The 22,511-nt window shown below is 55.8% G+C and carries 18 protein-coding genes and 1 pseudogene; 3 read left to right on the top strand and 16 right to left on the bottom strand.

All coding sequences use genetic code 11. From position 1 onward, the window contains the following. Positions 1 to 229 precede the first annotated feature (229 nt). Positions 230 to 1,543, top strand: a complete 1,314-nt coding sequence (locus ACOVRA_RS03655; protein WP_421719110.1) for a hypothetical protein — start codon at positions 230 to 232, stop codon at positions 1,541 to 1,543. A 350-nt stretch (positions 1,544 to 1,893) separates the two neighbouring features. Continuing rightward, positions 1,894 to 3,105, top strand: a complete 1,212-nt coding sequence (locus tag ACOVRA_RS03650; protein ID WP_421719109.1) for a tyrosine-type recombinase/integrase — start codon at positions 1,894 to 1,896, stop codon at positions 3,103 to 3,105. A 77-nt stretch (positions 3,106 to 3,182) separates the two neighbouring features. Here the strand turns inward: ACOVRA_RS03650 and ACOVRA_RS03645 are convergent, their stop codons facing one another. The 3 genes from ACOVRA_RS03645 to ACOVRA_RS03635 all read right to left on the bottom strand — a co-directional run bounded on the left by ACOVRA_RS03645 (position 3,183) and on the right by ACOVRA_RS03635 (position 8,022). Next, complete coding sequence (locus ACOVRA_RS03645; RefSeq protein ID WP_421719108.1) at positions 3,183 to 3,383, bottom strand: hypothetical protein; 201 nt, start codon at positions 3,381 to 3,383, stop codon at positions 3,183 to 3,185. 173 nt (positions 3,384 to 3,556) lie between these two features. Beyond that, positions 3,557 to 6,358: a DEAD/DEAH box helicase family protein gene (locus tag ACOVRA_RS03640; RefSeq protein ID WP_421719107.1), complete on the bottom strand. Its 2,802-nt coding sequence runs from the start codon at positions 6,356 to 6,358 to the stop codon at positions 3,557 to 3,559. Further along, the gene (locus tag ACOVRA_RS03635) at positions 6,358 to 8,022 is read right to left on the bottom strand and encodes a site-specific DNA-methyltransferase (RefSeq protein WP_421719106.1); all 1,665 of its coding nucleotides are present in this window, start codon (positions 8,020 to 8,022) and stop codon (positions 6,358 to 6,360) included. The genes ACOVRA_RS03640 and ACOVRA_RS03635 overlap by 1 nt, the downstream gene beginning before the upstream one ends. Before the next feature lie 47 nt (positions 8,023 to 8,069). Between ACOVRA_RS03635 and ACOVRA_RS03630 the strand changes: the two genes are divergently transcribed. After that, a complete protein-coding gene (locus ACOVRA_RS03630) occupies positions 8,070 to 8,318 on the top strand; it encodes a DUF2188 domain-containing protein (RefSeq protein WP_421719105.1) in 249 nt (82 codons plus the stop codon). A 154-nt stretch (positions 8,319 to 8,472) separates the two neighbouring features. Here ACOVRA_RS03630 and ACOVRA_RS03625 read toward each other — a convergent pair whose 3' ends face one another. The 13 genes and pseudogenes from ACOVRA_RS03625 to ACOVRA_RS03565 all read right to left on the bottom strand — a co-directional run. Continuing rightward, positions 8,473 to 8,946 carry a PIN domain-containing protein gene (locus ACOVRA_RS03625; protein WP_421719104.1) on the bottom strand — a complete coding sequence of 158 codons (474 nt, stop codon included), beginning with the start codon at positions 8,944 to 8,946 and terminating at the stop codon, positions 8,473 to 8,475. Next, positions 8,943 to 10,130 (bottom strand): ImmA/IrrE family metallo-endopeptidase, encoded by a 1,188-nt coding sequence (locus tag ACOVRA_RS03620; protein ID WP_421719103.1) that lies wholly within the window; start codon positions 10,128 to 10,130, stop codon positions 8,943 to 8,945. Before ACOVRA_RS03620 ends, ACOVRA_RS03625 begins: the two co-directional genes overlap by 4 nt. Positions 10,131 to 10,253: 123 nt before the next feature. Then, a complete protein-coding gene (locus ACOVRA_RS03615) occupies positions 10,254 to 13,046 on the bottom strand; it encodes an SNF2-related protein (RefSeq protein ID WP_421719102.1) in 2,793 nt (930 codons plus the stop codon). Positions 13,047 to 13,899: 853 nt separating this feature from the next. Further along, positions 13,900 to 14,097: a hypothetical protein gene (locus tag ACOVRA_RS03610; protein ID WP_421719101.1), complete on the bottom strand. Its 198-nt coding sequence runs from the start codon at positions 14,095 to 14,097 to the stop codon at positions 13,900 to 13,902. A 237-nt stretch (positions 14,098 to 14,334) separates the two neighbouring features. Next, positions 14,335 to 14,784 carry a helix-turn-helix transcriptional regulator gene (locus tag ACOVRA_RS03605; RefSeq protein ID WP_421719100.1) on the bottom strand — a complete coding sequence of 150 codons (450 nt, stop codon included), beginning with the start codon at positions 14,782 to 14,784 and terminating at the stop codon, positions 14,335 to 14,337. 4 nt (positions 14,785 to 14,788) lie between these two features. After that, complete coding sequence (locus tag ACOVRA_RS03600; protein ID WP_421719099.1) at positions 14,789 to 15,529, bottom strand: lytic transglycosylase domain-containing protein; 741 nt, start codon at positions 15,527 to 15,529, stop codon at positions 14,789 to 14,791. After that, positions 15,523 to 16,029 carry a S26 family signal peptidase gene (locus tag ACOVRA_RS03595; protein ID WP_421719098.1) on the bottom strand — a complete coding sequence of 169 codons (507 nt, stop codon included), beginning with the start codon at positions 16,027 to 16,029 and terminating at the stop codon, positions 15,523 to 15,525. The genes ACOVRA_RS03600 and ACOVRA_RS03595 overlap by 7 nt, the downstream gene beginning before the upstream one ends. Continuing rightward, positions 16,026 to 17,264, bottom strand: a complete 1,239-nt coding sequence (locus ACOVRA_RS03590) for a TrbI/VirB10 family protein (RefSeq protein WP_421719097.1) — start codon at positions 17,262 to 17,264, stop codon at positions 16,026 to 16,028. The genes ACOVRA_RS03595 and ACOVRA_RS03590 overlap by 4 nt, the downstream gene beginning before the upstream one ends. Beyond that, positions 17,261 to 18,316: a P-type conjugative transfer protein TrbG gene (gene trbG / locus ACOVRA_RS03585; RefSeq protein ID WP_421719096.1), complete on the bottom strand. Its 1,056-nt coding sequence runs from the start codon at positions 18,314 to 18,316 to the stop codon at positions 17,261 to 17,263. The genes ACOVRA_RS03590 and trbG overlap by 4 nt, the downstream gene beginning before the upstream one ends. Beyond that, complete coding sequence (gene trbF, locus ACOVRA_RS03580) at positions 18,295 to 18,990, bottom strand: conjugal transfer protein TrbF (protein WP_421719095.1); 696 nt, start codon at positions 18,988 to 18,990, stop codon at positions 18,295 to 18,297. The genes trbG and trbF overlap by 22 nt, the downstream gene beginning before the upstream one ends. A 5-nt stretch (positions 18,991 to 18,995) precedes the next feature. Beyond that, positions 18,996 to 20,594: a P-type conjugative transfer protein TrbL gene (gene trbL, locus ACOVRA_RS03575; RefSeq protein WP_421719094.1), complete on the bottom strand. Its 1,599-nt coding sequence runs from the start codon at positions 20,592 to 20,594 to the stop codon at positions 18,996 to 18,998. Positions 20,595 to 20,618: 24 nt separating this feature from the next. Continuing rightward, on the bottom strand, positions 20,619 to 21,368 hold the full coding sequence (locus tag ACOVRA_RS03570; RefSeq protein WP_421719093.1) for a conjugal transfer protein TrbJ: 750 nt from the start codon (positions 21,366 to 21,368) through the stop codon (positions 20,619 to 20,621). Beyond that, positions 21,355 to 22,511: pseudogene (locus ACOVRA_RS03565) on the bottom strand (conjugal transfer protein TrbE); the annotation flags it as partial. The pseudogene ACOVRA_RS03565 and the gene ACOVRA_RS03570, both read right to left, overlap by 14 nt.

The raw sequence follows: 22,511 nt of genomic DNA, 5'->3' as shown, positions 1-22,511 counted from the left end.
ATACATTTACTTAGACCAAGATGCGGCCAAACGCCACCCTCTTTGATTGACATAATCGAAAAGGTTCTTGAAGTTATTGGGGAACAGGGCAGACCTGATTTCGACGTACGCATTCAAAATCGTGTGACTGGCTCTGTGGGTGGATTTGCCAATTTACCCTCCTCAGAAATCTGCAACCGCGACTGCCTAAGCGAATTTACACGTGTCATTTATTTTGGGGCTTAGACGCATGACAAAGATGAAACATGTCTTTCTGGCATTGCTGTGTGTTTCTTTGGGTGGATGGGGCACTGCCGCCCAAAGCCAAGCCATAGCTCCTGCCGAGAGTGGCGTGGTGCGGATTGCCCAACCTAGTGAGGGCTATACCTATTTTAACAAGCCCGGTGCGACGATTGATGACCACGAAGCTGACGTTCGTTCGTGCCTGCTAGACGCCAAAGACGTTGTTTCGTGGGATGAACTCATCGACAATAATCGCTCTCTCATTGCAGGTGCGTTGACATTTGAACGCGCCAAATCAGCGCGCATCTCGGCCTTAGAGAATTGCATGATTATTCGCGGTTGGCGGGTCGTCGCCCTGCAAGCCGAAGAAGGACAAGCCCTATCTGAGACCGAGCAAAGCAAACTGAAGGCATTTTTGTCCGAACAGGTAGGGGCCCAAGAACCCCGGGGTCGGATTGCTCGGATCTGGGCCAATGAGGCACTTAACGCCGCCCACAAACGCTCGGAACTCGTTCCAGTATCCACCAACAATGGGCAGCTATCGCTTTTGTATTTGGGCAAAATCACCGATTTACTCTATCCGACCACAAATGCGATTTTGCTGGATTACGGGAGTACCTGGTCCCTGCGAAAACTTGATCACACTGCAAGCATGGCAGAACGCCTAAAAGCTGCCCAGCGCGATGGTGCGGTGCTCGCGCGGCCCTTGTTCACGACGTCTGAGATCGAGGTTCCGGCAAGCTTTGAAAAGAAGATTGGGCGCAATCTTGCGCTAGCAGATCTGCCGAACATTCCAGACGGTTGGGGCTTGATCGTGATGCGGATCGAAGGAAAGAGCTTAAAAAATGGGCTCGGTTTAGGATTTGGTCCTTATCGGGGACCTAGATTGCAGTCCAAAAAGGGCGTCATTGTCAATGAAATCGATTTCGGTAGCGGGTTCTTGAACAAGGGCGCGGGGAAAGATGGTTCTTGGATGATCCGTGCGGTACCGCCGGGGGAGTATCGTCTTAGCCAAATGGACGTCATCCCGCTTTATTTCTGCTTGGGTTCCCCCGCCTTCAAATTGAAAAAAGGCCAGATCATTTATGCTGGCACTTTCGACTTATCCGCAACAGCGATGGGCCCCGATCTCGCCATGGAGCCCGTTCGCGCAGTCTTGGCAGGAAGCCCCTATGCAGAGCAGATTAAGCCCGCATCCTATGTTAATGGCACCACCAGTAATTGCTTAGGCAGCGCATCCATTTACGCCATTGAGTTCCCAGACTTCCCGTTTGTCGAAGGCTACGAATGGGGGTCGAAAGCCAAAAAACGCTTTGACTAAGCGCTCATTTTTTCGACCCGTTTTTCTGCAACCACATCCGCCTTGGGGGCAATGCATACAACGCCAAGGTAACGACCTTAGCGACCAGTGGTCTTGGCAAAAATGCTTGGATACAATGGCGCAGAAATAAGAAAAATGGCGGAGGAGGAGACGGCCAAAAGTGTCCGCCCAATCGTATCAAAGAGAGTAGATTTGTTCCTAAAATCATGATATAATTCAGTTTATTGGAGGGGGCTTGTTTCGAAGCGTTTCGAAATGTTTCGTTCTAGGGCCTCCATTTCGTGGGTATTTCGTGGGTACAAAATCATGGATATTTCATGGGTACAGCCCAGCCAGTCGGATAAATAGCTATGCCGCATGCGCGTAACAAACTCACAGCCTTAGCGGTAAAGTCGATCAACACGGTCGGCAAGCACGCCGATGGCAATGGCCTATTTCTTCAAGTCACCGCCAATCCCAAAACTGGCGAACTCCGCAAATCTTGGCTGGTTCGGTTTACACCCTTGAATGGCAAGGTGCGCGAAGCAGGAGTTGGCGGCGTTGATCTGGTTACGCTTGCGCAAGCTCGCGAGAAGACATTGGAAATCCGAAAGAACGCCAAGTCAGGTGCTGATGTGGTCGTCGCTAAAGTCGAGGTTCGCCAAGAAGCCGTGCGGCAACGAGCGGCTAGCATGACGTTCGCTCAATGCGCCGAAGCCTATATCAAGGCCCACGAAAGTGGCTGGAAAAACGAAAAGCACAAGACGCAATGGACGAACACTATCAAGATGTATGCTTACCCAGTGCTAGGTAAAGTCGCCGTACAGGACATTAACATTGGCATGATCATGAAGGTGCTTGACCCGATTTGGCAAACCAAAACCGAAACCGCCAGCCGCCTTCGCGGACGACTTGAGAACATCCTCGATTGGGCAAGGGTGCGGGAATATCGCACCGGCGAAAATCCGGCCCGATGGCGCGGGCATTTGGAGAAGGCGCTCCCTGCTCGAAAAAAAGCCACGGCGGTCAAACATCACGCTGCATTGCCTATCGACGAGTATCCGGCCTTCATGTCTAAGCTGCGGGAGCAAAACGGTGTAGGTCCCCTCGCCTTCCAGTTTGCTATTCTGACAGCCGCACGCACCAGTGAGGCCACTGCCGCTCGCTGGGATGAGATCGACTTGAACGACAAGTCCTGGACTGTTCCCGCAGTCAGAATGAAAGCAGGCCGCGTCCACCGCGTGCCACTATCCGCCGCTGCAATCGCGGTCTTAAAAGAAGTGCGCGGCCTTGATCCTGTCCATGTCTTCCCCGGCCTGAAAGGGGGCAAGCCCATATCCAATATGGCTTTCCTTATGACCCTGCGACGCATGAAGCGCGACGACCTGACCGCCCACGGTTTCAGGTCCACATTCCGCGATTGGGCGGCTGAGCGAACTGACTTCCAGAATGAAGTTGCCGAAGCCGCGTTGGCTCACGTCATCTCCAATCAAGCCGAGGCTGCTTACAGGCGAGGCGATCTGTTCGAGAAGCGGCGGGCCTTGATGGAGGCTTGGGGAGTGTATGGAGCTAGTCGCATGTAAACAAATCGATCCCGTGAAATCTTATCCATCTTCTTTGTCCATCCTGTGCTTTCGGGCTGGGTGCTTGTTTGTGGTGTCTATGTAACCTCCAGTGCAGCCTCCAGTAGGCTGTGTGGGGTTATGGTAGCGATCAAGGCAAAGATCATGGCACGCAAAAATGTTTTGAGCCATGTCGGCAGAAGGCGCAGATTGTGGCCAATGGCGGCCATCATGACGCCGTAGGTACGCCCATAGGTGCCGGCATTGGCGTGGCGCTCGAGGTGGCCATCGGCTTTCAAGTGGCCAAGGACAGGTTCGATGGCGTTGCGCCGTCACAATTCCCGTTTGATGGTGGAAGTCTGTTAGAGATATCTCACTTCAGCTCGATAAGTTAAATCATTTAAAATTTAAACCTAAAACTCCTGACCGCGACACTGCGCATGTTCGGTATCCGCACCCCTTAAGCGTCGGGTCAGACAGCGGCCGGCGCATTCTTGATCTGCACATTCATACGCTCGGCCATATCGACCTGGCGGGTGTACGTTGCAACCAGACCGCCAAGGGTAGCGGACGCATTGATGGCGGTATCCGGCACTAGGGCATAGGTCCAAGGTTTGCAGTCTGATTTTTCGGCGTGATGCTCGGTCGCGATCCAGCACCACACGCTGGCCGCGCGCGCTTTAGCGAGCACACCTGCATCAGTCAGCCCTTCATCGCGTTTGGGTTCGATGATAATTTTGGCTCTTTTTGTTTCTACAACAAAATCAGGATTATAGGGCGTGCCGTCAGCGTCTTCGATACGGAATTGCCCAGGCCCGGGCTTCATCCAGCGCACTACATCGTCATCACCTTCCAGCAATACTGCCAAGCGCCGCTCTGCATCAGAATCAAACTTCACGGGCTGATTACAAGACTTGGAAAAGCCTTCAAAAGCATAGCGCTTAATGTCGCTGCGCCGCGCAATCGGCGTGCGGAAATCGAGCACACCTCCATCGGTAGGCACGTCAAAATGCTGCGGCTTTAGCATGGTAAAGCCCGCCGACACCCGTACCTCATAGGCGGTTTCGCGCTTCCACATATGGGCGCGCATCTGTTCAAAGATGAAATCAGACAGCGCCTTGCCGTGGGCAATCACCACATTGCGCACCTGTTCATCATCATCGAGATAGCTCTGCACATGCGCCACCATCTGGCTGCATAGGCTGTTCAAGAGTTCAGCATGAGCATCATAATCGACTTCATCATATTCGATCAGCCGCCCAATCAGATAGTTTTCAAGACGGCTTTCATGCGCAGCCAAGGCCTGTTGGCTGATTGTGGTGCGCTTATCGGTGCGCACTTGTTGCACCAGCACTTCCTTGCTCATCGGCTGCACATTGATCGACGCAAGATTAACCAATGCAAACGGTTTGAACCCAAAGGTCACTTGCTCGTGGGGCTGCAAGGTGAGTTGCGGGATCTCGATCATCTGTTCGACAAAGCGATTGACCACTTGAGCCGTCAATTCCTCTCGCCGCTGCGCGCCAATTGCGACATTGAGCAAACCGCCTTCATTTTGCGACAGCAAAGTCGCATCTTGAGCAATCTTGGCTATAAACGCGGGCTGGGCCAATTGCGCTATAGAGCGCACGCGCGATTGATAACCGGGAAGCGCTTCTTTCCAGACGGTATTGGCAAATTGCCGCTCGGCGTCATTTTCAAACACGAAAGGGGACGGCGTTTGCGCCAATGCATAGGGCTTCACCTCTAGGCTTTCGTCCAAAGTCACTTCGCCAGCAGGTCCAAATACAGGTGGCGGCGGCGGCGGGGCCAGCCATGCGTCGAGGGATTGGGTAGACGTCACCATGCGTGAGCCAGTGGTAGGGATACCCCCCTCACCGCCAATCACCACTTGCTTGCGGATCAGGCCAGAGGTGCGTGCCGCATCAATCACCTGGGCAAAGCGGTCATGGGCAATTACCGTTAGTGTATCGACCGCATCCACGCCTGTTCGTCGTCCATAGGGCAGGCGCAAGCCTCGTCCCAGCGTCTGTTCAGTCAGAATATCAGAGGCTGACGCGCGCAAAGGCACAATGGTGTAAAGGTTCGTCACGTCCCAGCCCTCTTTGAGCTTGTTGACGTGAATGACTATGTCTGTTTTGCCCGATTTTTCGATAGACAGCAAAGCCTGAGCATTGGCATCGCTTTCGTCGCCCTTCAGGCCTGAATGGATTTGCAACACGCGGCCCTTATAGCGCCCGCCAAAAAAGTCTTCGCCCTCGATAAAGGCTTGCAGGCGTCGGGCATGTTCGGTGTCGGTTGCCACAACCAGCATGAAGGGGTGCACCAAAGGCTTGGAATTTTGCGCGGCATAGACCTGCAATTGCACGCGCACATGTTCATGATGATGCACGCCGTCTTCCAACTTGATGGCTTCAAGCTCTTCCTCGCTCACGCTCTTGGGGTCAAAGTTCGCACGCGTGGCAACGGCGGGTTCTTTGACATAGCCCGCCTCCATTGCGGCGGCGAGGTCATAGTCATAGATCACATTCTTGAACGGCGCATTGGTGCCCACGGCCTTGGGCGTAGCGGTCAGTTCAAGGCCCAAAATGGGCTTCAAGTCTTCAATCGCTTTGGCCCCGGCGGTGGCGCGATATCGGTGGGCTTCGTCCATTAGGATGACCAGATCGTCCAAGCCTGCCAGATAGTCAAAGTAAGAGCCACCGACATATTCGCGGATGGATTTGATCTTGGGCGCGCGGCCGGTGCGGCCTTCGGCCTTCACATCGCGATTGATCTTGTCCACGTTGAAAATGTTGATGTGGATCGCATCATCAAACAAATCCCCGCCACGCACCCCGATGCCGGTTTCCCAATTGTCAGACTTAATGATGATCGGCGGGCGACTCGCAAATTCAGACAAGCCTTTGAACACATATTTGGACGTACCCGGCGTGAAATCGGTCAGCAGCTTTTCATAAATCGTTACATTGGGGGCCAGCACGAAGAAATGCTTGGACCGCCCTGTAGCGGCCAGATAGGCGATAAACGCCCCCATCAACCGAGTCTTCCCAACACCCGTAGCAAGTGAGAAGCACAACGATGGAAACGCCCGCTCAAACGCGCTCACTTGCGGATAAGCCGAGCTGATGGCAGCCAAGGCGGCATCAACGTCCTGGCCTTTTTCCGGTTCGATCAAGTCGAGAATATCAGCGAGTTCGCGCAAAGCGATGTCTTGTGGCGTGCGCAGCGACAGGCGGGCGCGGAGCGACGCGATGATCCGTTGATCGGCCATCAGCCTTCACCCTCATCAAACAAGCTCGCTTGTTCTGGATCAGCCGCCCGGCCTCGTGCTTTCACTGGCTCCTCCACCGGCAAATCGGGCGCATCAGGCAATGATGCCACGCGCAGGCTGTAATCATCACGGCCCCATTCGCAGCGGTTGAGGATGATGGTAGGGATTTTCTGCACCGTGAGATTTTTGAGAGCGCCCACATGCGCACCCTGAAACGCCTTGCAACACACTAGGAGTGTTCTGCCTTTCCCGACGTCTTCGCTGATCGCGCGCAATTGCTCGTGGGTCAGGGCCGCCGTGGTCACATAAATGAAGTCAGTTTCGGATGAAAAGCCGTGGTTCCAATAGGTTTGTGCATCAGGCGCATAAGTGAAGCCCATGTGGGCGCACATGGCCTGCGCCAACATCGCAGGATTATAGTCTTTGGAGATCACCCATTGGCCCCACTGGTCTTTTTCGAGCAAGGAAGGCGCCAAGTGGCAAAACCGGAAGCCGCCACCACCGGCCCAATTCACCGCCTTGGTGATGCCGCCGCCATCCTCCCCGTCGATCACTTTTTTCAGGCGCGGTACGATATGGGTTTTGGCGTGCTCCCCCAATTCCACCATAATCCAACGCCGCCCCATCTTGTGCGCAACAGCGCCCGTGGTGCCCGAGCCCGCGAAACTATCCAGCACGAGATCACCGGGATTAGTGGCGATGTGGATGATGCGTTGGAGCAGGCGTTCGGGTTTGGGAGTGTCGAAGGCATCTTCTTTTCCGAAAATGCCATGCATTTCCTTCTTGCCTTCTTGCGAGTGCCCAACCTCTGTATGGGGCCACCAAGACCACGGCGTCATTCCTTCCATTTCAGACAGAAAGCGTTTGAGCGCGGGAAGACTTTGCCCGTCAGCGCCATAGTACATGCGTTTGTCAGCCGCAAATCGCTCGAATCCTTCAACTGTAACTCGCCAGCACCGCCCAGCAGGTGGCGTAACCTTGCGCCCTGAAGGAAGTTCGATCTCATACATTTGATTTGGTCTGAACCCAGCTGCCGTGAAGTCTGTAGCCTTCCAAGGCCCGCGGGCGTCGTTGTCAGGGTTTCTAAATTGCTTGATTTGGTCTTGACCGAGCGGGATCAAGTTGCGTGTCACTTTGAATTGGTCTGGGTTCATCGCATAACACAGGACATGCTCATGTGCATCGCTGAGCGCGACCCGAACGTCAGGTGAATAGCGCTTCTGCCAAACGACATTCGCAATAAAATTTGCACGTCCGAACACCTCGTCGCACAATACCTTTAGATAATGCGCTTCATTGTCGTCAATTGTAATCCAGATGGATCCATCGGGCGAGAGCAGGCTCTTGAGCATTTCCAGCCGGTCGCGCATCAGGCTTAACCACAAGGAATGTTCCACCCCGTCATCATAATGGGTAAAGGCGCTGCCCGTGTTATAGGGCGGGTCAATGAACACGCACTTCACTTGCCCCGCATGGCTAGCCTGCAAGGCCTTCAGCGCCAACAGATTATCGCCCTGTATCAAAAGATTATCAAACAAATCCCCCGCCCGCTTGGCGTGCGCATGATGGCTCAAGCCCTGATCCTCCATCAGAATCCGAGGCTCCAACCGATGCCGGTTCTCCTTGCCAATCCAGGTCAGTTCTAGGCGGGTGTTTCTGGTCATAACAGGCCGAATCGTTCTATATCTGTTCTATCTGAAAGGAGGCGCTTATGAGCAAGCCACAAGACCGAACGATTTCCCGCCGCGCAGACGGCAATTGGGAAAACAAGCGCAACGATACTGACCGCGCGTCCAGCCTTCATACCACCCAAAAGGAGGCGATCAGCGCGGCAAAAACCATGCTGACCAATCAGGGCGGTGGAGAGCTGACAACGAAGGGCCTTGATGGCCGATTTCGCAGCAAAGACACCATTGCACCTGGCAATGATCCTATGCCGCCGCGCGACAAAGAGCACTGACTGAATGAAGTCCATGACCATTTTGCCGGCCCCGGCAAAATGGTGTCCTGACATCCTCTTGATCATATTGCCAACGCCGGCAAAATGATATGCAAAGGGCGAGAGGATCGGTTTGCCGGCGTCGGCAAAGTGATAGCCAGTCATCGGCTCCATATCAAAAGCTCCAACCTTTAGCCTTTAGCAGGCCTTGCAAATTGGTGCTTTCAACCCCGAAATGCTGACAGACGTTGGGAATTTTGGCCGAATTTGGCGCAAACTTTTCGGTGGTCACAACAGTCGCGCCAAAGTGTTTGCCTGCGGCTATCAGAAACGGGTCTGCAACCGGGCTGCCCTTATCCAATTGCTTGCGACCAATAAGCTGGCTGAAATGAGGAACGGCCAGGACCTGCCCCACAATGGCAAGCTCTTCGGGCACAGGCGTCCGGAACACATGTGCCTTGTTGAGCTTGGCCCACTCGGTCACATGGGTGACAACATTGTTTTGTTCCATCTCACGCCAGACTTCCCGAACGGAGAAAATCTCACCATCGTCGACAGCCTCTTGAAACTGTGCCCAAAAGGTCCTGAAAACGTCAGGGTAGTAGTCCTCCATTTGTCGAAAGCACCCTGTATCGATTACGAATTTCATGCCGCCAACCCCGCAAGGTAACGGTTCTCAAACTCGTCGATATGTTTTGCTTTCACACCCATAAAGTCTGCGGCCTCAGCCACGTCAATCTGACGACGCCCATAGCGCATAAGCACTTCTGACATCAGCCGCTCGCTGATGTAGACGCCCTTAGTATTGTAGTGATCGCCACCGCCTTTGGACTTCCCAGCTTTCTGGCCATCCCATTCGGCTTTGCGCGCCTCATAAAAATCTTGCGACACACGATCAGCATCGCGGAACATCCGCAAAATCACTTCGCGGCTGACCCGGTAGCGCTCGGCAATCATCGCAAAGCGTTCAATCGGCCAATCTTCCACGCCACCGCCAAGTCCGCTGGTAAACGCCACAAAATCGACACGCGGCACCAAGACTTCCGCCGCGACCCGATTGCAAAAGCGCTCGATCTTTTGCTCACCCGGCGGCAGGCGGCCCAAGGGTTCATCGCTAAAGGTGCTGATGGCTTGGCGACCCAGAAGAATATGGGCCAATTCATGCAGCAGGCTGAAGATCTGCCGGGTCTTGGTGGTGCTGTTATTGATCATCACCACGGGCAATTCGGGATGCTCCAAGCAGAAGCCGGAAATCTCCTTTTGCTTGAAGGTATCCTTGAAGACGAAGACGCCCGCAGCCTCAATCGCTTTGCGCCAGGTCTTCAAGGCAGCGTCACCATCTCCGCCGCCCCAGCCTAGCGCGCCAACATCAGGCACGGCCAATGCCGCCCGTACGGCCTGCGCTTGCGGGCCAATGGGTCTTGCGGGATCAAGCGCAACTTTCTGCCAGATTGGGTTGGCGACCGGAGACCGGCCCGCGAACAATTCGTCCAGCGAGCTTTGATAGGCGCGCGCTTTTCGGATCAGCAGCACGGTTGAACGTTGCAACTGGCGCAAATCGGCATCGGGCAGCGCCCTGAAATCGGCCTCTGGCGCTTTTTCTGGTGGCGGCGCAGGCAGAAAGAAAGACGCCAATGGGCGCTTGTAAAGCTCATAGGCCAGCTTTTCCAATTGCGCGTAAGTGGGACCTGCATTGCCAGCTTCCCATGCCGCAATGTCTTCTGGCTGTTTCTTGAAGGAAAGCGCGACGTCTTCGACAGTGAGATGGGCGGTTTCTCTCGCCCACTTCAACAGCATTGGTTGGACGCCGGGAAGAGCGACTGCTTTACTCATCTTTGATCGCCCTCCCTCTCTTCTAATTGACTTAGCGTGCGCCGCGCTGAAGGCCAAGGTGCGCGACGGTCACAGCTTCAGCCAAGGCCTATTGTACAGCCACGTCAAGATCGGTCGCCGAACTCATACCACGCGCCAGCGCGCCACAAACAACGGCGCGCGGGTTGGCTCCAGCCCCAGCTTGGCGACCACCTCATCCAGAATGCGGTTGACCTCACTATCCAACTCACTCATGCGCTCATAATAAGCCCTGTTCATGGCGTCAGCCTCACGCGTGAGGCTGGCGGCTTCACGTTGCAGCGCGACTTTGGCGTCCAGCGCCATGCCTGGCGTGCGTGAGGCACTGGTCTTCTGCTTAGCCTCTTTTTTCAGGCGCGCAATCTCGCTTTCAAACGACAAACGGGCGTCTTCACGCCATAAATCAAGCTTCTGGCTTTCTTCATCGAGATATCTACCCAGACGGGTTTGAGCCTCAGCGCCTAGTCGGTCGGCCTCAGCGACGGTCATCGCGTTCAAGGCGGCCAAGGCTTCTTCATCAGGTAGATCAGTTGCACCCGCCGTGGCAGGGACCAACATCAAGCGTGCCAGCGTTTCCACATGCACGATCTGCCCACCATCGCTTTGGCCTGTCAGGATCACATGGTCCTCGGTCTGGGCATTGGACGCCAAGCGCAACCTTGTCGCCTGCATCCAGCCTGATTTGCTTTTCAAATTCGCTACATCCGACAGATTGCCGTCATATTGATCGAGTGCGAAAGTGAGTTCTTGGACGGCTAATGGAGGGGTGGCTTTGGTGGCTGCCACGAGGTCTGCGGCCAGACTGCCTTCGATCAACCGGAAAAACTGCCAGCCGCGCTCGTCAGCCTCCGGCCATTCGGTTGTCCACGTCTTGCCTTCATAATCAAAGCGCCCCGGATGATCGGCGTGAAACCGCGCACCAGGAAGAGCGCCCTTGGCCAATATCGCGAGATGCGCCTTAAAGCCATCCAACCGCTTTTTGACCCCATCGCGCGCTGATTTCAGGCGATCCACCACCTTGTCATCGACTTCTGCCAGCAGACGGTCGCGCGCGTCTTTTTTGGCTTGGTCGATATCGAACTGAAGCTCCAGTTGAAGCTGGTCAAATGCGGCATCGATGTCGGGGGCGTGGCGGCATTGCTGGACGATTTCCAGAATCCGGCGCTCAACATCCACCCCGCTTTCAATTGCGCCTAACACTTCATCGGAAGCACCAAACACGCCCGAAAACAGATTGAACTTCTGTTCGAGCAACTGAAACACCCGTGCCTCGGCCCGGTTTTCCAGATTGATGAAATTAATCACGGTGACATCGATCTTCTGTCCATAGCGATGGCACCGCCCAATCCGCTGCTCGACCCTTTGCGGGTTCCAGGGCAGATCGTAATTCACCAGAAGCGAGCAGAACTGCAGATTGATACCTTCGGCACCTGATTCAGTCGCGATCAGAATGGTCTTGTCATTACGGAAAGCATCGACCAATGCGGCTTTCATGTCAGCGGTCTTGGAGCCTGAAATTCTGCCTGTTCCCGCATTAGTGGCAATCCAATCGCGATAGATTGCTTTGCTTTGGGTGTCCGCGTTTGAACCGTTCAGGATGGCGACTTGGCCCGCAAAGCCATTGGCTTCCAATTTGTCGCGCAAAAATGCCTGTGTGCGCACACTTTCGGTAAAGATCACGACTTTGCGCTGTCCATTGCGGGCCACGATCTCGTCCAGCACCTGTGGCAAAGCGCCTACAAGCGCATCGGCCTTGGCATTGCCTTCAAGAGACAATGCCATCGCAAGTATACCCTTTAGCTCGGCAATTTCCGCGCTGAGCTTGGTGCCGTCTTGACCAGCCAAGTCATCATCGTTTGTATCTTCCAGCGCATCGACATCAGCCTCACCATCGGCTTCTGCCCATTCATCATTGGTCGTGGCCTGATCGTCGAGATCGTTGAGCGTGTCGGCATCTATCGCCTGGCGTCGTTCCAGCCGCGCTATGATCTTGGACAGGGTTTGCGCCACGGCAAAGGATGATGATCCCAGTATACGGCGCAACATCAGGGTCACCAAGTGGCGTCCATTTTGCCCGATCGCCAGCGTATCGTCGCGCTGGAGATAGCGGTTCATCGCATCGTAAAGCTCTTGTTCGATCTTGCGCGGCGTGAAGTCATAGGTTTTGAGACGACGGTCAGTGTATTTGATCAAGCCGTCGCGCTGCACTTGGCGGCGCAAAGTGCGCACGCTAATTGGCTTTAAGCGCGCTCCCAATACACCCAAGCCAGCCGTATCGGTGCGGCTGCCAAATTCAGCACGAAAGGCTTCTGGCGAGCCGAAAAAATGTTCATCTAATATGCTGACCAACCCATAAAGCTCCATCAAATTGTTCTGGAGTGGTGTGGCTGTCAGCAGAAGTTTCGGCGCGGCTTTCAATGCTTCGCGCAATTTGACAGCACGGGCCTTAGCATCGGCCTTGTAAACATTGCGAAGTTTGTGGGCCTCATCAAAAACGACTAAATCCCAAGGGATTCTTGCCAGTTCCTCACTTTGCCGGCCACCGAATTCATAAGACGTAATGATGATCGCGGCTTCTGAGGCAAACGGACGGTCCTCGCCTGCCTTCTTGCGTTCCTTGACGGTTGCACCGTCCAAAATGGTGCTTGGCAATGCAAACTTCTCAAACAATTCTTGTGCCCATTGTTTGCGCAATGAAGCGGGCACAATCAGCAAGATCTTCCTTCGCCGTTCCCACCACCGTTGAGCGATGACCAAGGCTGCTTCAATGGTTTTGCCGAGTCCAACTTCATCAGCCAAGATGACTCCCCGAGAAAGCGGTGACCTCAAAGCGAACAATGCTGCATCAACTTGATGTGGATTGAGATCGACGCGTGCGCTCGACAGCGATTGGGTCATCGCATCTTCATTTGCCCCTGAACGGGTCAACATATGTGCAGCGTAAAGGGTCTGTTGTGGGGTCAAGAGATTTCTCAAATTGATTGTTCCGGTCGCATCGTACGACGATTCGCAGCTGCAGTTTTCTGGCTGTCCAAAGTCAACACCAAAATGCCGACAGTCCACATACCCACGAGAGTACCTCAAAGCGTGGAGCACATAGACAGCCAAGCGGTTCGGCTGCATAGATTTTATTCTTAGATCCCACTGTGCGAATTTTTATGGAAAGTTCTGTCGAGAGTGCCGGCGCAGGCTTGTTTCAAGAAATGTGCACCCGTTTTTGACCATCGCTCATACGTTGCTAAGCAGTACGGCTTCTGCCACTGCACCACGTTTTGAGATGCCCCGCATCACTGACCGTTTTGGAAAGCCAGGGAGGCCGCGGGAGTGGTTCCTGGTGCCACTTCATGTCGTGGATGAAATAGTAGAAGGGACAAGGGATGGAACAGTTGGCGACCACAGCCATCTCGCCTCAGCGAGGTTCATCCAATAAAGCGCGCCCCATCCGCCGAGCCCATCGCTAGTGATTAGATGATAGCGTGGACCCCGCTGATGGCTTCAGGGCACTGGCGATAACATCTGACAGCTCGCTGCCGACCCTTTCGAACTCGAGCAGGCGAGCGACTTCCCGGATCAGCTCCTCGTTGGAAGCATCACCGCTTTCCTTCTGAATCAGCGCTGCCGCCACTGATGGCGGCAGCGCTGGATAGCGCTTCTATGGCGTCATAAATCTCACCTGTTGCAATCTTGCCGATCTTCACTGCAAGGCTAATTGAGGCGGCGGGGCGCTTCTGTCATTTGGGCCCGGTTAGCATCAAGCACCTACATCGGCTCGATCAATATGATCGTTTGCCTTCAAATATTCTACAATAGCATTGGTCAATTTAGTCTCCGGATCTGAGCCCGGTGAAGCAGGATTTTTTGGCTTCACATGAAGTATAGTTTTAAATGTTCCATCCTTCTCAATTTCGTGGCTTATCCACGTCTTTTCCACCAAATCATGAGTAAACATCTCTTGCCTCCTATATGCTTTTAATTTTGGCATATAGGAAATCGAGTGCGGATACGATAGGCGTCAAGACCGTAAAACTTTAAATTGATAGCCTACCGCAATTCGCTTTTAGTTAGGTGTAGCTCTGAAGCGCTCTGCGCCTTTACGCCGCTGGGCGGCGGACCCGGTGTCAAAGCATCATGAAGATCGGCTTTGGGAGGAACAGGCAGGCGGCTTTTGGGGAAAGTTGGTGAAACCTTAATGACCCAAAGCCCAAGCTCTAACCTCCGCTGCCCGCCACCGGTGGCGGCAGCTTCCAAAGTGCCTCGGCTGTGGAAAGCCAATTGTTGGCTTTCGGGTTCGCTCCCAAACGGCTTTGCGACCTAGTTTAAGATAGGCACAGACCATGGCGGTGGTCCACCATTCGTCATGTTCCCAGTCGGGGCGGGCAACTGGGATTGAGGGGACTTCTTTGATCGATGACGCTGCAACGATGGCAAGGGCCTTTTCTGCTTCAACTTCACTAAGCGGCACAACGCCTTCATAGCTTTCAGCCGAAGGCTCAACCTGATCGTTGGAAACTTCCACGACAACTGGTAACGTAACTGCAATAGGAATTGGACTTGTCTGTTGGTTGGCAGGCTCGCTCCATCCGCCAAACATATCCATTTGGGCGGAGTGGGCTGGTTCGGGTTTGCGTTTGGCCATGGCTCTATCTCCCCACTGATGTGCGGCATTGGCGGCGATGGCGAATGCCTCGACCCGCAGAAAGCGCGAGATAGCAATCCACGGCATCGCGAACATAGCCTTGGGTTTCGGTAATGTCGGGGACGCGACCAAGGCGCGCGACACGACCGGGGCCGCTGTTGTAGGCGGCAAGTGCCAGCCGTAGATCGCCGAACCGACCGATTTGGATGGCCAGATAACGCGCCCCCCCTCGCAGGTTTTGCTCAATGTCGAAGGCATTGGTGACACCCAGTTCACGGGCTGTGCCTGGCATCAATTGTGTCAGGCCACGCGCACCAACGGGACTGACTGCAGCGGGATCATAGGCACTTTCGACGATCACTAGCGCGTGGAGAAGTTTTGGATCGAGGCCTGTTTCAGCGGCGATCTGAGTGATTAGCTCGTCCAGTGGCTGATCGGCAGGCAAGAGACGGACTTCGCCATAATCGGGAACAGGGTCAATCACGAATGGATCAGATTCAGTTTCAGAAACAGGACTAGGCCTCTGGCGCGGACTGGCAGGCGCGGCTTGCTGCAACACGCGAGGGAGAGTCTGAGGCGGTAGGCTGGCCTGTTGAACCATGGGTGCTCGATCAACAGCCATGCCGGGTTCAATAAACAGACCCCCACCTGCTTGGGTCCAGTCAGGCGGATCGGCGATAGCTTGCGTTGCTAGTGCGGGCGTGGCGAGCAGACTGATCGCGAGAAGGACTTTTCGACTTACCATGAAATAACCTCCTGATAGGTTCCAGACAGGTCGCGTTTCAGCACAGGGCCGAAATAGCGGCTGTCAAAGCTAGATGGGTGATCGCCTAGAAGAAAAACTTCGGTGGGCAAAAGGGTGTGGCAGCCGACCCAGAACGGCAGCAAGGTGCCCTGGCTGTCGCGTCGGTCGGCATGGACCGCGCGACCGCGCACGGTGACCGTGCCTGCTTGGCGGCAGACGGTTTCTCCGGGCAGTGCGACCACACGCTTTATGAGCATGGTGTCGGCTGGATAGCCGAGCCGCCCAACCAGATAATCTCTCGCATTCTGGTTCATCGGCATCGCGATAATGTCGCCGTGCTTAAGATCACCGACCCCGCCAGTACGGACATAAAGCCCTTTCTGCATCGAGATCGTCTCATTGATGATGGTAGGCGGGTTAGCTACCAATTCTGGCAAGGCTGGTGCTGACGCCAAAAGCGCATTGGCGATCACAAGGTGAAGGAGAGCACTCGTATTCATTGGGCTGGCTCCAAAATGAGATCACGGGTCAACAAGACTTGCACGCGCGTGCCTTGGCGGACCCGGATGGTTGGTTTGACGTCGAGTTCGCGGTCAATCATGCGGCCACCGACACGGGCAGCCTCAGCGGCAGCAGCGTCGCCGATATCGCCGACTATGCTGTTGTTTCTGTCTTCTCCATCACGGCGGGCAACTTCGCCCAAAGTGGTGATGGCCCCGGCAAATAGCGTTGCGGTCAGCAATTGTGGAATACGTCGGTCGACACGGCCTTGAACGCCGCCTGCGCCTTGGCTGTCGATACCGGGCTCACGGTTCAAGGTGATGGACCGACCATCAGGGAAAAGCAGACGCTCCCACGTCAGGAAAGCGCGTCGTTCGCCATAGGTCTGCTCACCATCAAAACGTCCGATCAACCGGGCACCTTGGGGGATCAAGAGATATCGGCCTGTGACCGTATCAAAGACATTCTCTGTGACACTGGCCAAGACCCGGCCTTCGCGTTCAGTATCAACCGCTGTCAGCAAAGCCGCTGGAATGACCGTGCCTGCCTTGAGTTCGTAAGGCGACAGAGGGGCGAGAACGACGCGATCACCATAGACTGCCTCATAATCCTCCCGCCTTTGAATGCGCGCAGGGCCAGTCGAAGCCGGTGCTGGCGTTGCTAGCGCCGAAGTCTGAACCGATGCGCCACCATAAAAGAACAGGCCGGAGCGTTGGGCTTTTTCCAGTTCCGATGGGCCATGCGGCTCGCGTTGACTTGCTGGACCCCCTTGAACCACCCGTGGCGCATGTGGACTCGATCGCCTTGGTTCGCGCGGCGCGCGTTGCACCATTACACGTGGTGCATGGGCTGGCCCTGAGGCAATGCGTTCTGGTCGAGGTGTGTCTGCAGGTAACGCCTCTTCTGGCAGCTCTTCGGGTGCCTTGCTAAGATCCGCGTAACTGGCTGGCCCGTCGGAGAGCACATCAGCGGGTCGAACAGACCCTGGCGGTGTGCGTTGGTTCTGTTCAGCCTGTTTGGCGCGGGCTTCTGCACGCACCGCTGGCGAGACAACGAAAGCATAAACAAAGGCCAGCGATAGCACACCTGCACTAACCATAAAGACCGTGCGGACCGATTTCTTATTGATCTGCTGGGCAGGCTTGGGTGCCGTGCGCGCATTGAGTGCATGGCCGCCAGTGAGCGGCGGCGGCAGTGCATCAGGGCTCACTTCTGGGGTATCAGCCATCGTCATGAGCGATCCCCTTTGCGTTCAATGCGGACGACGCGGGGATTATCGCCACCTAGGCGCAATTCAGCACGATCAAACAGACGATCAACGACATAGACCGACCCTTGCTTGCGCCAGTTAGTGAGTTGCGCCTCGCCATTCTCACCCATTACAAACAAGGGCGGGGCTTCGGTGGAGGTAAGGCTATCGGGGAAGGTAATGAAGGTCTGGCGACCATCATCGCTTACCGAAATCGGCGTCCAATCCGGCCTACTCCATCCCGCCCGAATACGGTAATTCTGGTTCAGGTTGGCGATATCGACTGTTTGTGCGGCGGGCAGTACTGGCAGATTTGTTTTGCCGTCAGTCGTCCCGGCCTGCGTTGATCCATTGGGCAATGTATTGGCGTAGGTCCAGGTTACGACCGCATTGAACGCGTCAGTGCTCTCGCCTGCCCGCAGCGACAACAGATACATGCGCCGGTTGGTCGCAATCACCATATTGGTGGCGATACCGGCCCGAAATGGCTTAATCAGAATCTGGCTTTGTTGGGCATTGCCTTCACCAGATGTCGTATCGCCAATCATCCAGCGTTCGGTATCTCCAGCAGCCTTGTTGATAATGCGTTCGCCGGGTTCAAGGGTGAGCGCAGTGATCCGCATGGGTGCCGTCCAAACTTCATAAACCCGGCCTTGCTCGAAGCTGAACACTTGGGCTGCATTGACGAAACCGTCCGCGCGTGAAGGGGCCAGTGCCTCGGCATTAGCCGCACGAATAGCGGCTGGACCGCTTGCTGGACTGGTCGCCCCATCATTTGCGGGTGGTGAGACCGCGCGAGCTGGTGTAGCCGCCCGTCTAGTTTGGCTTGCCGCGCGCCGTGTTGGCGAATTTGTCCGGCGCGCTGAAGATGTGCGGGCCGAAGCTGACGCTTGGGTCTTGCGTGCTTGAGTTTGGCGCACCTGTGCGTCAGCGGCATTTGGGAAGACCATAACGGGAATGGCTGTGGTCAGGAGAAGCGCCAGACTGCCTGCCAGACAAGCAGCCTTGGGCGCGATCATTGTGCGTCGAGTGTCCATGATAAATCCTCGATTTTGATGCCAAGTGGGTTTTTCATCAGGTCGGCTTCAGAGCGCGGTGGCTCAAACCGGACAGTGACAAGTGCGCGCCAACGCTGCGCACCTGAACTCATGCCATTGGTGAATCTCTCTTCGCGCCACTGGATGTCGAAGGTCTTCTCCGAGCGTGGCACAACATTGAGCACCGAGACAGCAACAGCCTCGCGGCCTGCATTAGCGAAGGGATCATTTTCCTGCGCCCAGCTATTGAGGTAGGCAGCACTTTTCGGCGTTGTAAAATCATAGGCTCGCATGAAATTCTGACGGATCAGAACCGGATCAATGCTCTTACCGCGCACGTCTGCTATCCAACGTGACAAGGCAAAAGAAACTTGGGCCTCATTCGGGCGGTATCTCTGATCAAGTGCTGTAATCTTCTGGGTCTGACCCCATGTCGAAACCTCGACGATGAAGGGCTTGACCACCGAGCGCTGGGCTTGTGCCCACCAGCCTGCTCCAAGGAAGCCCGCAAAGAGAAGCGTCCCAAAAGCCATGTTTCGCCAGTTGCGGGCATGAGACAGGGTCAGGCCCATACGGTCATCCCAGACTTGGCCTGCCCGTTGATAAGTCGTGGCAATCGGTGTGGCCGAGAGCGCTTGTTTGCCAGCAGGCTTAGGTTTGAAGAATGGATGCATGAATATCAGTCCTCCTCACGAATGGATGGGTTGAGCGTGCCGGTGTTTTCATTGGCCGGCATGAGTTGGCGGGCGGTATTGGCCGCGAAATACGCGTTGAAGGCGCGGGCTTTGGCTGCCTTTTGTTGCGGGCTGTAGGCTGGGAAACGGTGGTAACGCGGGGCGTCGCCCAAGGCGGTGCTTGGAGTGGCGGTTCCCGATCCGTTTGATTGTGACGCGCCAGACGCAGGGGCTGCCCCTTCGCTTCCGCTTCCTCCAGAGGTTCCGCCACTTAGAGAGCCAGTCTCATTCGGCATGGCGGCTTTGGAAGCGCTTGTTGAGCTTTGAGCAGACAATTGGCTTGGCGACGCATTCCCGCCTGTTCCCAATTGTGCGGTGTTTCCGGATAGTTCAGATTGTCCAGCCGATTTTTGCGAAGCCATTCCTTCATTGGTCGTCATTTGGCTGGAGGCTGAGCCGGAGTGTGAATTGGAAGCCTTGGTCCCGCTTTTATTCGCTGTTTGAGCCGCAAAATTTGATGATGCGTTGTTCTGTGAAGAGGAGCTTTGATTGGACGAACCGCCACCATTTGAAGGACCACGCGGTCCGCCCCCCGCCGCAGCCGCAGAGCCAGAAGGTCCAGACCCAGAAGGTCCAGGCCCGCTTGGCTGCCTCCCAGCACCTGCGCCCGCAGCCGCTCTGGAGGATGATGCAATCTTTGAGGCGGCACCAGCGGCGGCACCGCCTGCTGCCATCGTGCCAGCAATGGCCGCACCACCCGCTGCACCAACCGCGAGGCCACCGACACTGAGGGCACCTGCGCCCAGAGCGGGACCGCCCGAGACGAGGGCCGCAGCCAGATTTGGGGCAAAGATCGCCAGCATCGCCAGAATGATCGAAGCGGTTAGGATGGTCAGCGCTTCATAGATGTCAGGCTCTGGGCTTGGGATCAGTTGAGCGAACACCGTTTGAGCGCCAGACACCACAATTGCGAGGGCCAGAACCTTCAAGCCTGCCGCGACCACATAACCTAGTGGGCGCTCGGCCATGAAGCTGGTTTTGGAGAAAATGCCGAATGGCAGAAGGATGAAGCCGCCGAGTGTGACGATCTTAAACTCAAGCAAGGTCACGATGATCTGCAGGGCGAGGATCGTAAACGCGATCATGATTCCGAGCATAGAGATGCCGATGATGATCGCATCGACCAGATTGCCGATCACATCCATCGGGTTTTCGGTGACGGTGGGCGCATCGCCAATGGCTTTGACAATCTGCCAGCCGGTCTCAATCACCGCACCGGGATTGAGGAAGTCACCGGCACCGATCGCTCCACCACCGGCTTGCAGGCCTACCGCCATGAAGCCTGCAAAGATCGTCTCGCTCAGGCCCTGCCAATCATTGATAATATAGGCAAAAGCCCCAATCAGCAGGATCTTCGAAAAGGCCCCTGCGAGTGCATCGCGGTTGGACGAGACCGCCCATTGAATGCCTGTCAGCGCGACTACAAGCGCAATCATCAGGCCGAAGATGCCGTTGACGGGACCGACTAGGCTCGCAAAGCCTGCCGTAACAGTGTTGGAAAACACCGACATCAGATCATTGGCAGTTTCCGATGAGACAGCCATGGGAAGGCTCCTTTAGGCGCGCGGCTAATTGCGGGCGTTGGGTAAGGGATTGAAGCGAGGAGGTGGCGGCGGAGCTGCGGCCCGGCCCCAGTTTCGGCGACGTGCGGCAATCGCCTCTTCTCGGTCTTGAGCACGCTGGGCAGCTTCTTGGGCGGCCAATCGGGATTGCGCGGCCATCAGGGTCTGAAGACTTTCGAGCTGTTCAGACAAGACACCCAAGGCCTGAACCGATGACTGAATAGCGCCCGTCTCGCCTTCAGCTGCACGGGACGCAGCAATTGCTCCAGCCATCCGAGCGGTTCGCCCGTTTCTTGCCGATTCAACCGAAGCCGCCGTGCGTGCCAAATCCTGCGCGGTTTGGCGTGACAACTCGATCCGACGGGAAGCCGCTTCAAGCCGTTGCATCGCCGTGCGGGCATTCAGATTTCCTGGATACAAATCCTCAAACTGGCGGTCCAAACCCCGAACCGTGGATGCTAACCCGCGGGCTTGGGCATTGAGTTCATTGAGTGCCCGCATGGCTTCGCCAATCTGAGCGGCATGATCATAGGGGCTTTGCGCGAGTGACCGGATTTGTGCAGTCAGTTGCTCGGTCTGGACGCGGATTTGCTCCAGCGCACGGGCTGCTGTCAGCACATTTTGGATGTGGTTGGTGGGGTCATAGACCACGATGGCCGCAGCGTCTTTTGGCACAACCAGTGCTGTGCCAATCGTCAACAAGGCCAGCGCCGAGGCGGCACCAACAAGGCGGGATTTCAGATTATTGGCCGACATGAAACCGTCCTTCCAGCAAAGGTGAAGTGAGATCATTGGACGGGGGAGCGCTCTGGTCATTGGCCGCGCGCGCGACGTCAGACAGCGCATCGAAGAGATCACCCACGCCCGCGAGGCCCTTGGCTTCAAGGAATGCGCGGGCGAACGCATCAGGATCGTGATGAAGGGGAAGCGCGGCGAGCACATGTTCGATCCGCTTTTGATCTTCCGGGCTAGACGCTCCGCACACCGCCAAGGCCGCGCCGACCAGTTTCAGGTCGAACATCCGACGGCCACGTGGCTGGCGGATATAGTATGAGCGCTTGGGGGCCGCGAACGCCAGAAGTTCAAGTTGGCGCTTATTGAGGCCGAACAGGCGATAAAGATCAGCTGAGGCCGGTTCGAGCGCGCGCGGATTAGGAAGGAAGATCTGCGTCGGGCAGCTTTCAATCAGCGTTGTCGCAATCGGTGAGCGCACCACATCATCAAGGCTCTGGGTGGCAAACACCACAGCCACATTCTTCTTGCGCAGGGTTTTCAGCCATTCACGTATCTTGGCGGCAAAACCAGTCTCACCCAGGAACAACCAGGCTTCATCCAGCACGAGCATGGTTGGCGATCCATCAAAGCCACGCTCAATCTCATGGAAGAGTGCGGTCAGAACCGGCCCAATGGCACTGGGTGTGGCCATCAGCTCTTCGGTCTCGAAGGTCTCAAAGAAGCTCATGGCGCTCGGAGCCTGATCGGCATCGAGTAGGCAGCCGTGGGGGCCTTTGAGCGTAAAGGGTTCAAGTGCAGCAGTGATATCGCGCGCCTGGCACAAGGCTGAGAAGATCGAGAGGGTGCGTTGGCTTCTGGGTGCTTCTCCCAATGAGCCAAGGGCTGCCCAGATTTCCTCGCGATGCTTGGGTGTGATCTGGACGCCAGCCGCCGCGACGGTTTCAGCAATCCATTCTGCCGCCCAAGCCCGTTCAGCGGTTTCATCGATCCGGGCCAGTGGCTGGAGCGCAAAAGCCCCTTCAGGCCCTAGCGCATGCCAGCGCCCACCGGCACAATGGGTGACGACACGGGCAGAACGGCCTTTATCAAAGAAGATGACCCGCGCTTCGGGGTAGCGCAGCCATTGCAGCGCCATGAAGGCCAAAAGCGCTGACTTCCCAGCCC

Source organism: Aquidulcibacter sp. (assembly GCF_049239865.1).
In the GTDB taxonomy this organism is placed as follows: domain Bacteria; phylum Pseudomonadota; class Alphaproteobacteria; order Caulobacterales; family Aquidulcibacteraceae; genus Aquidulcibacter.
Note: the sequence above shows the minus strand (reverse complement) of the source record. Positions and strands in the feature narration are given on the sequence as shown.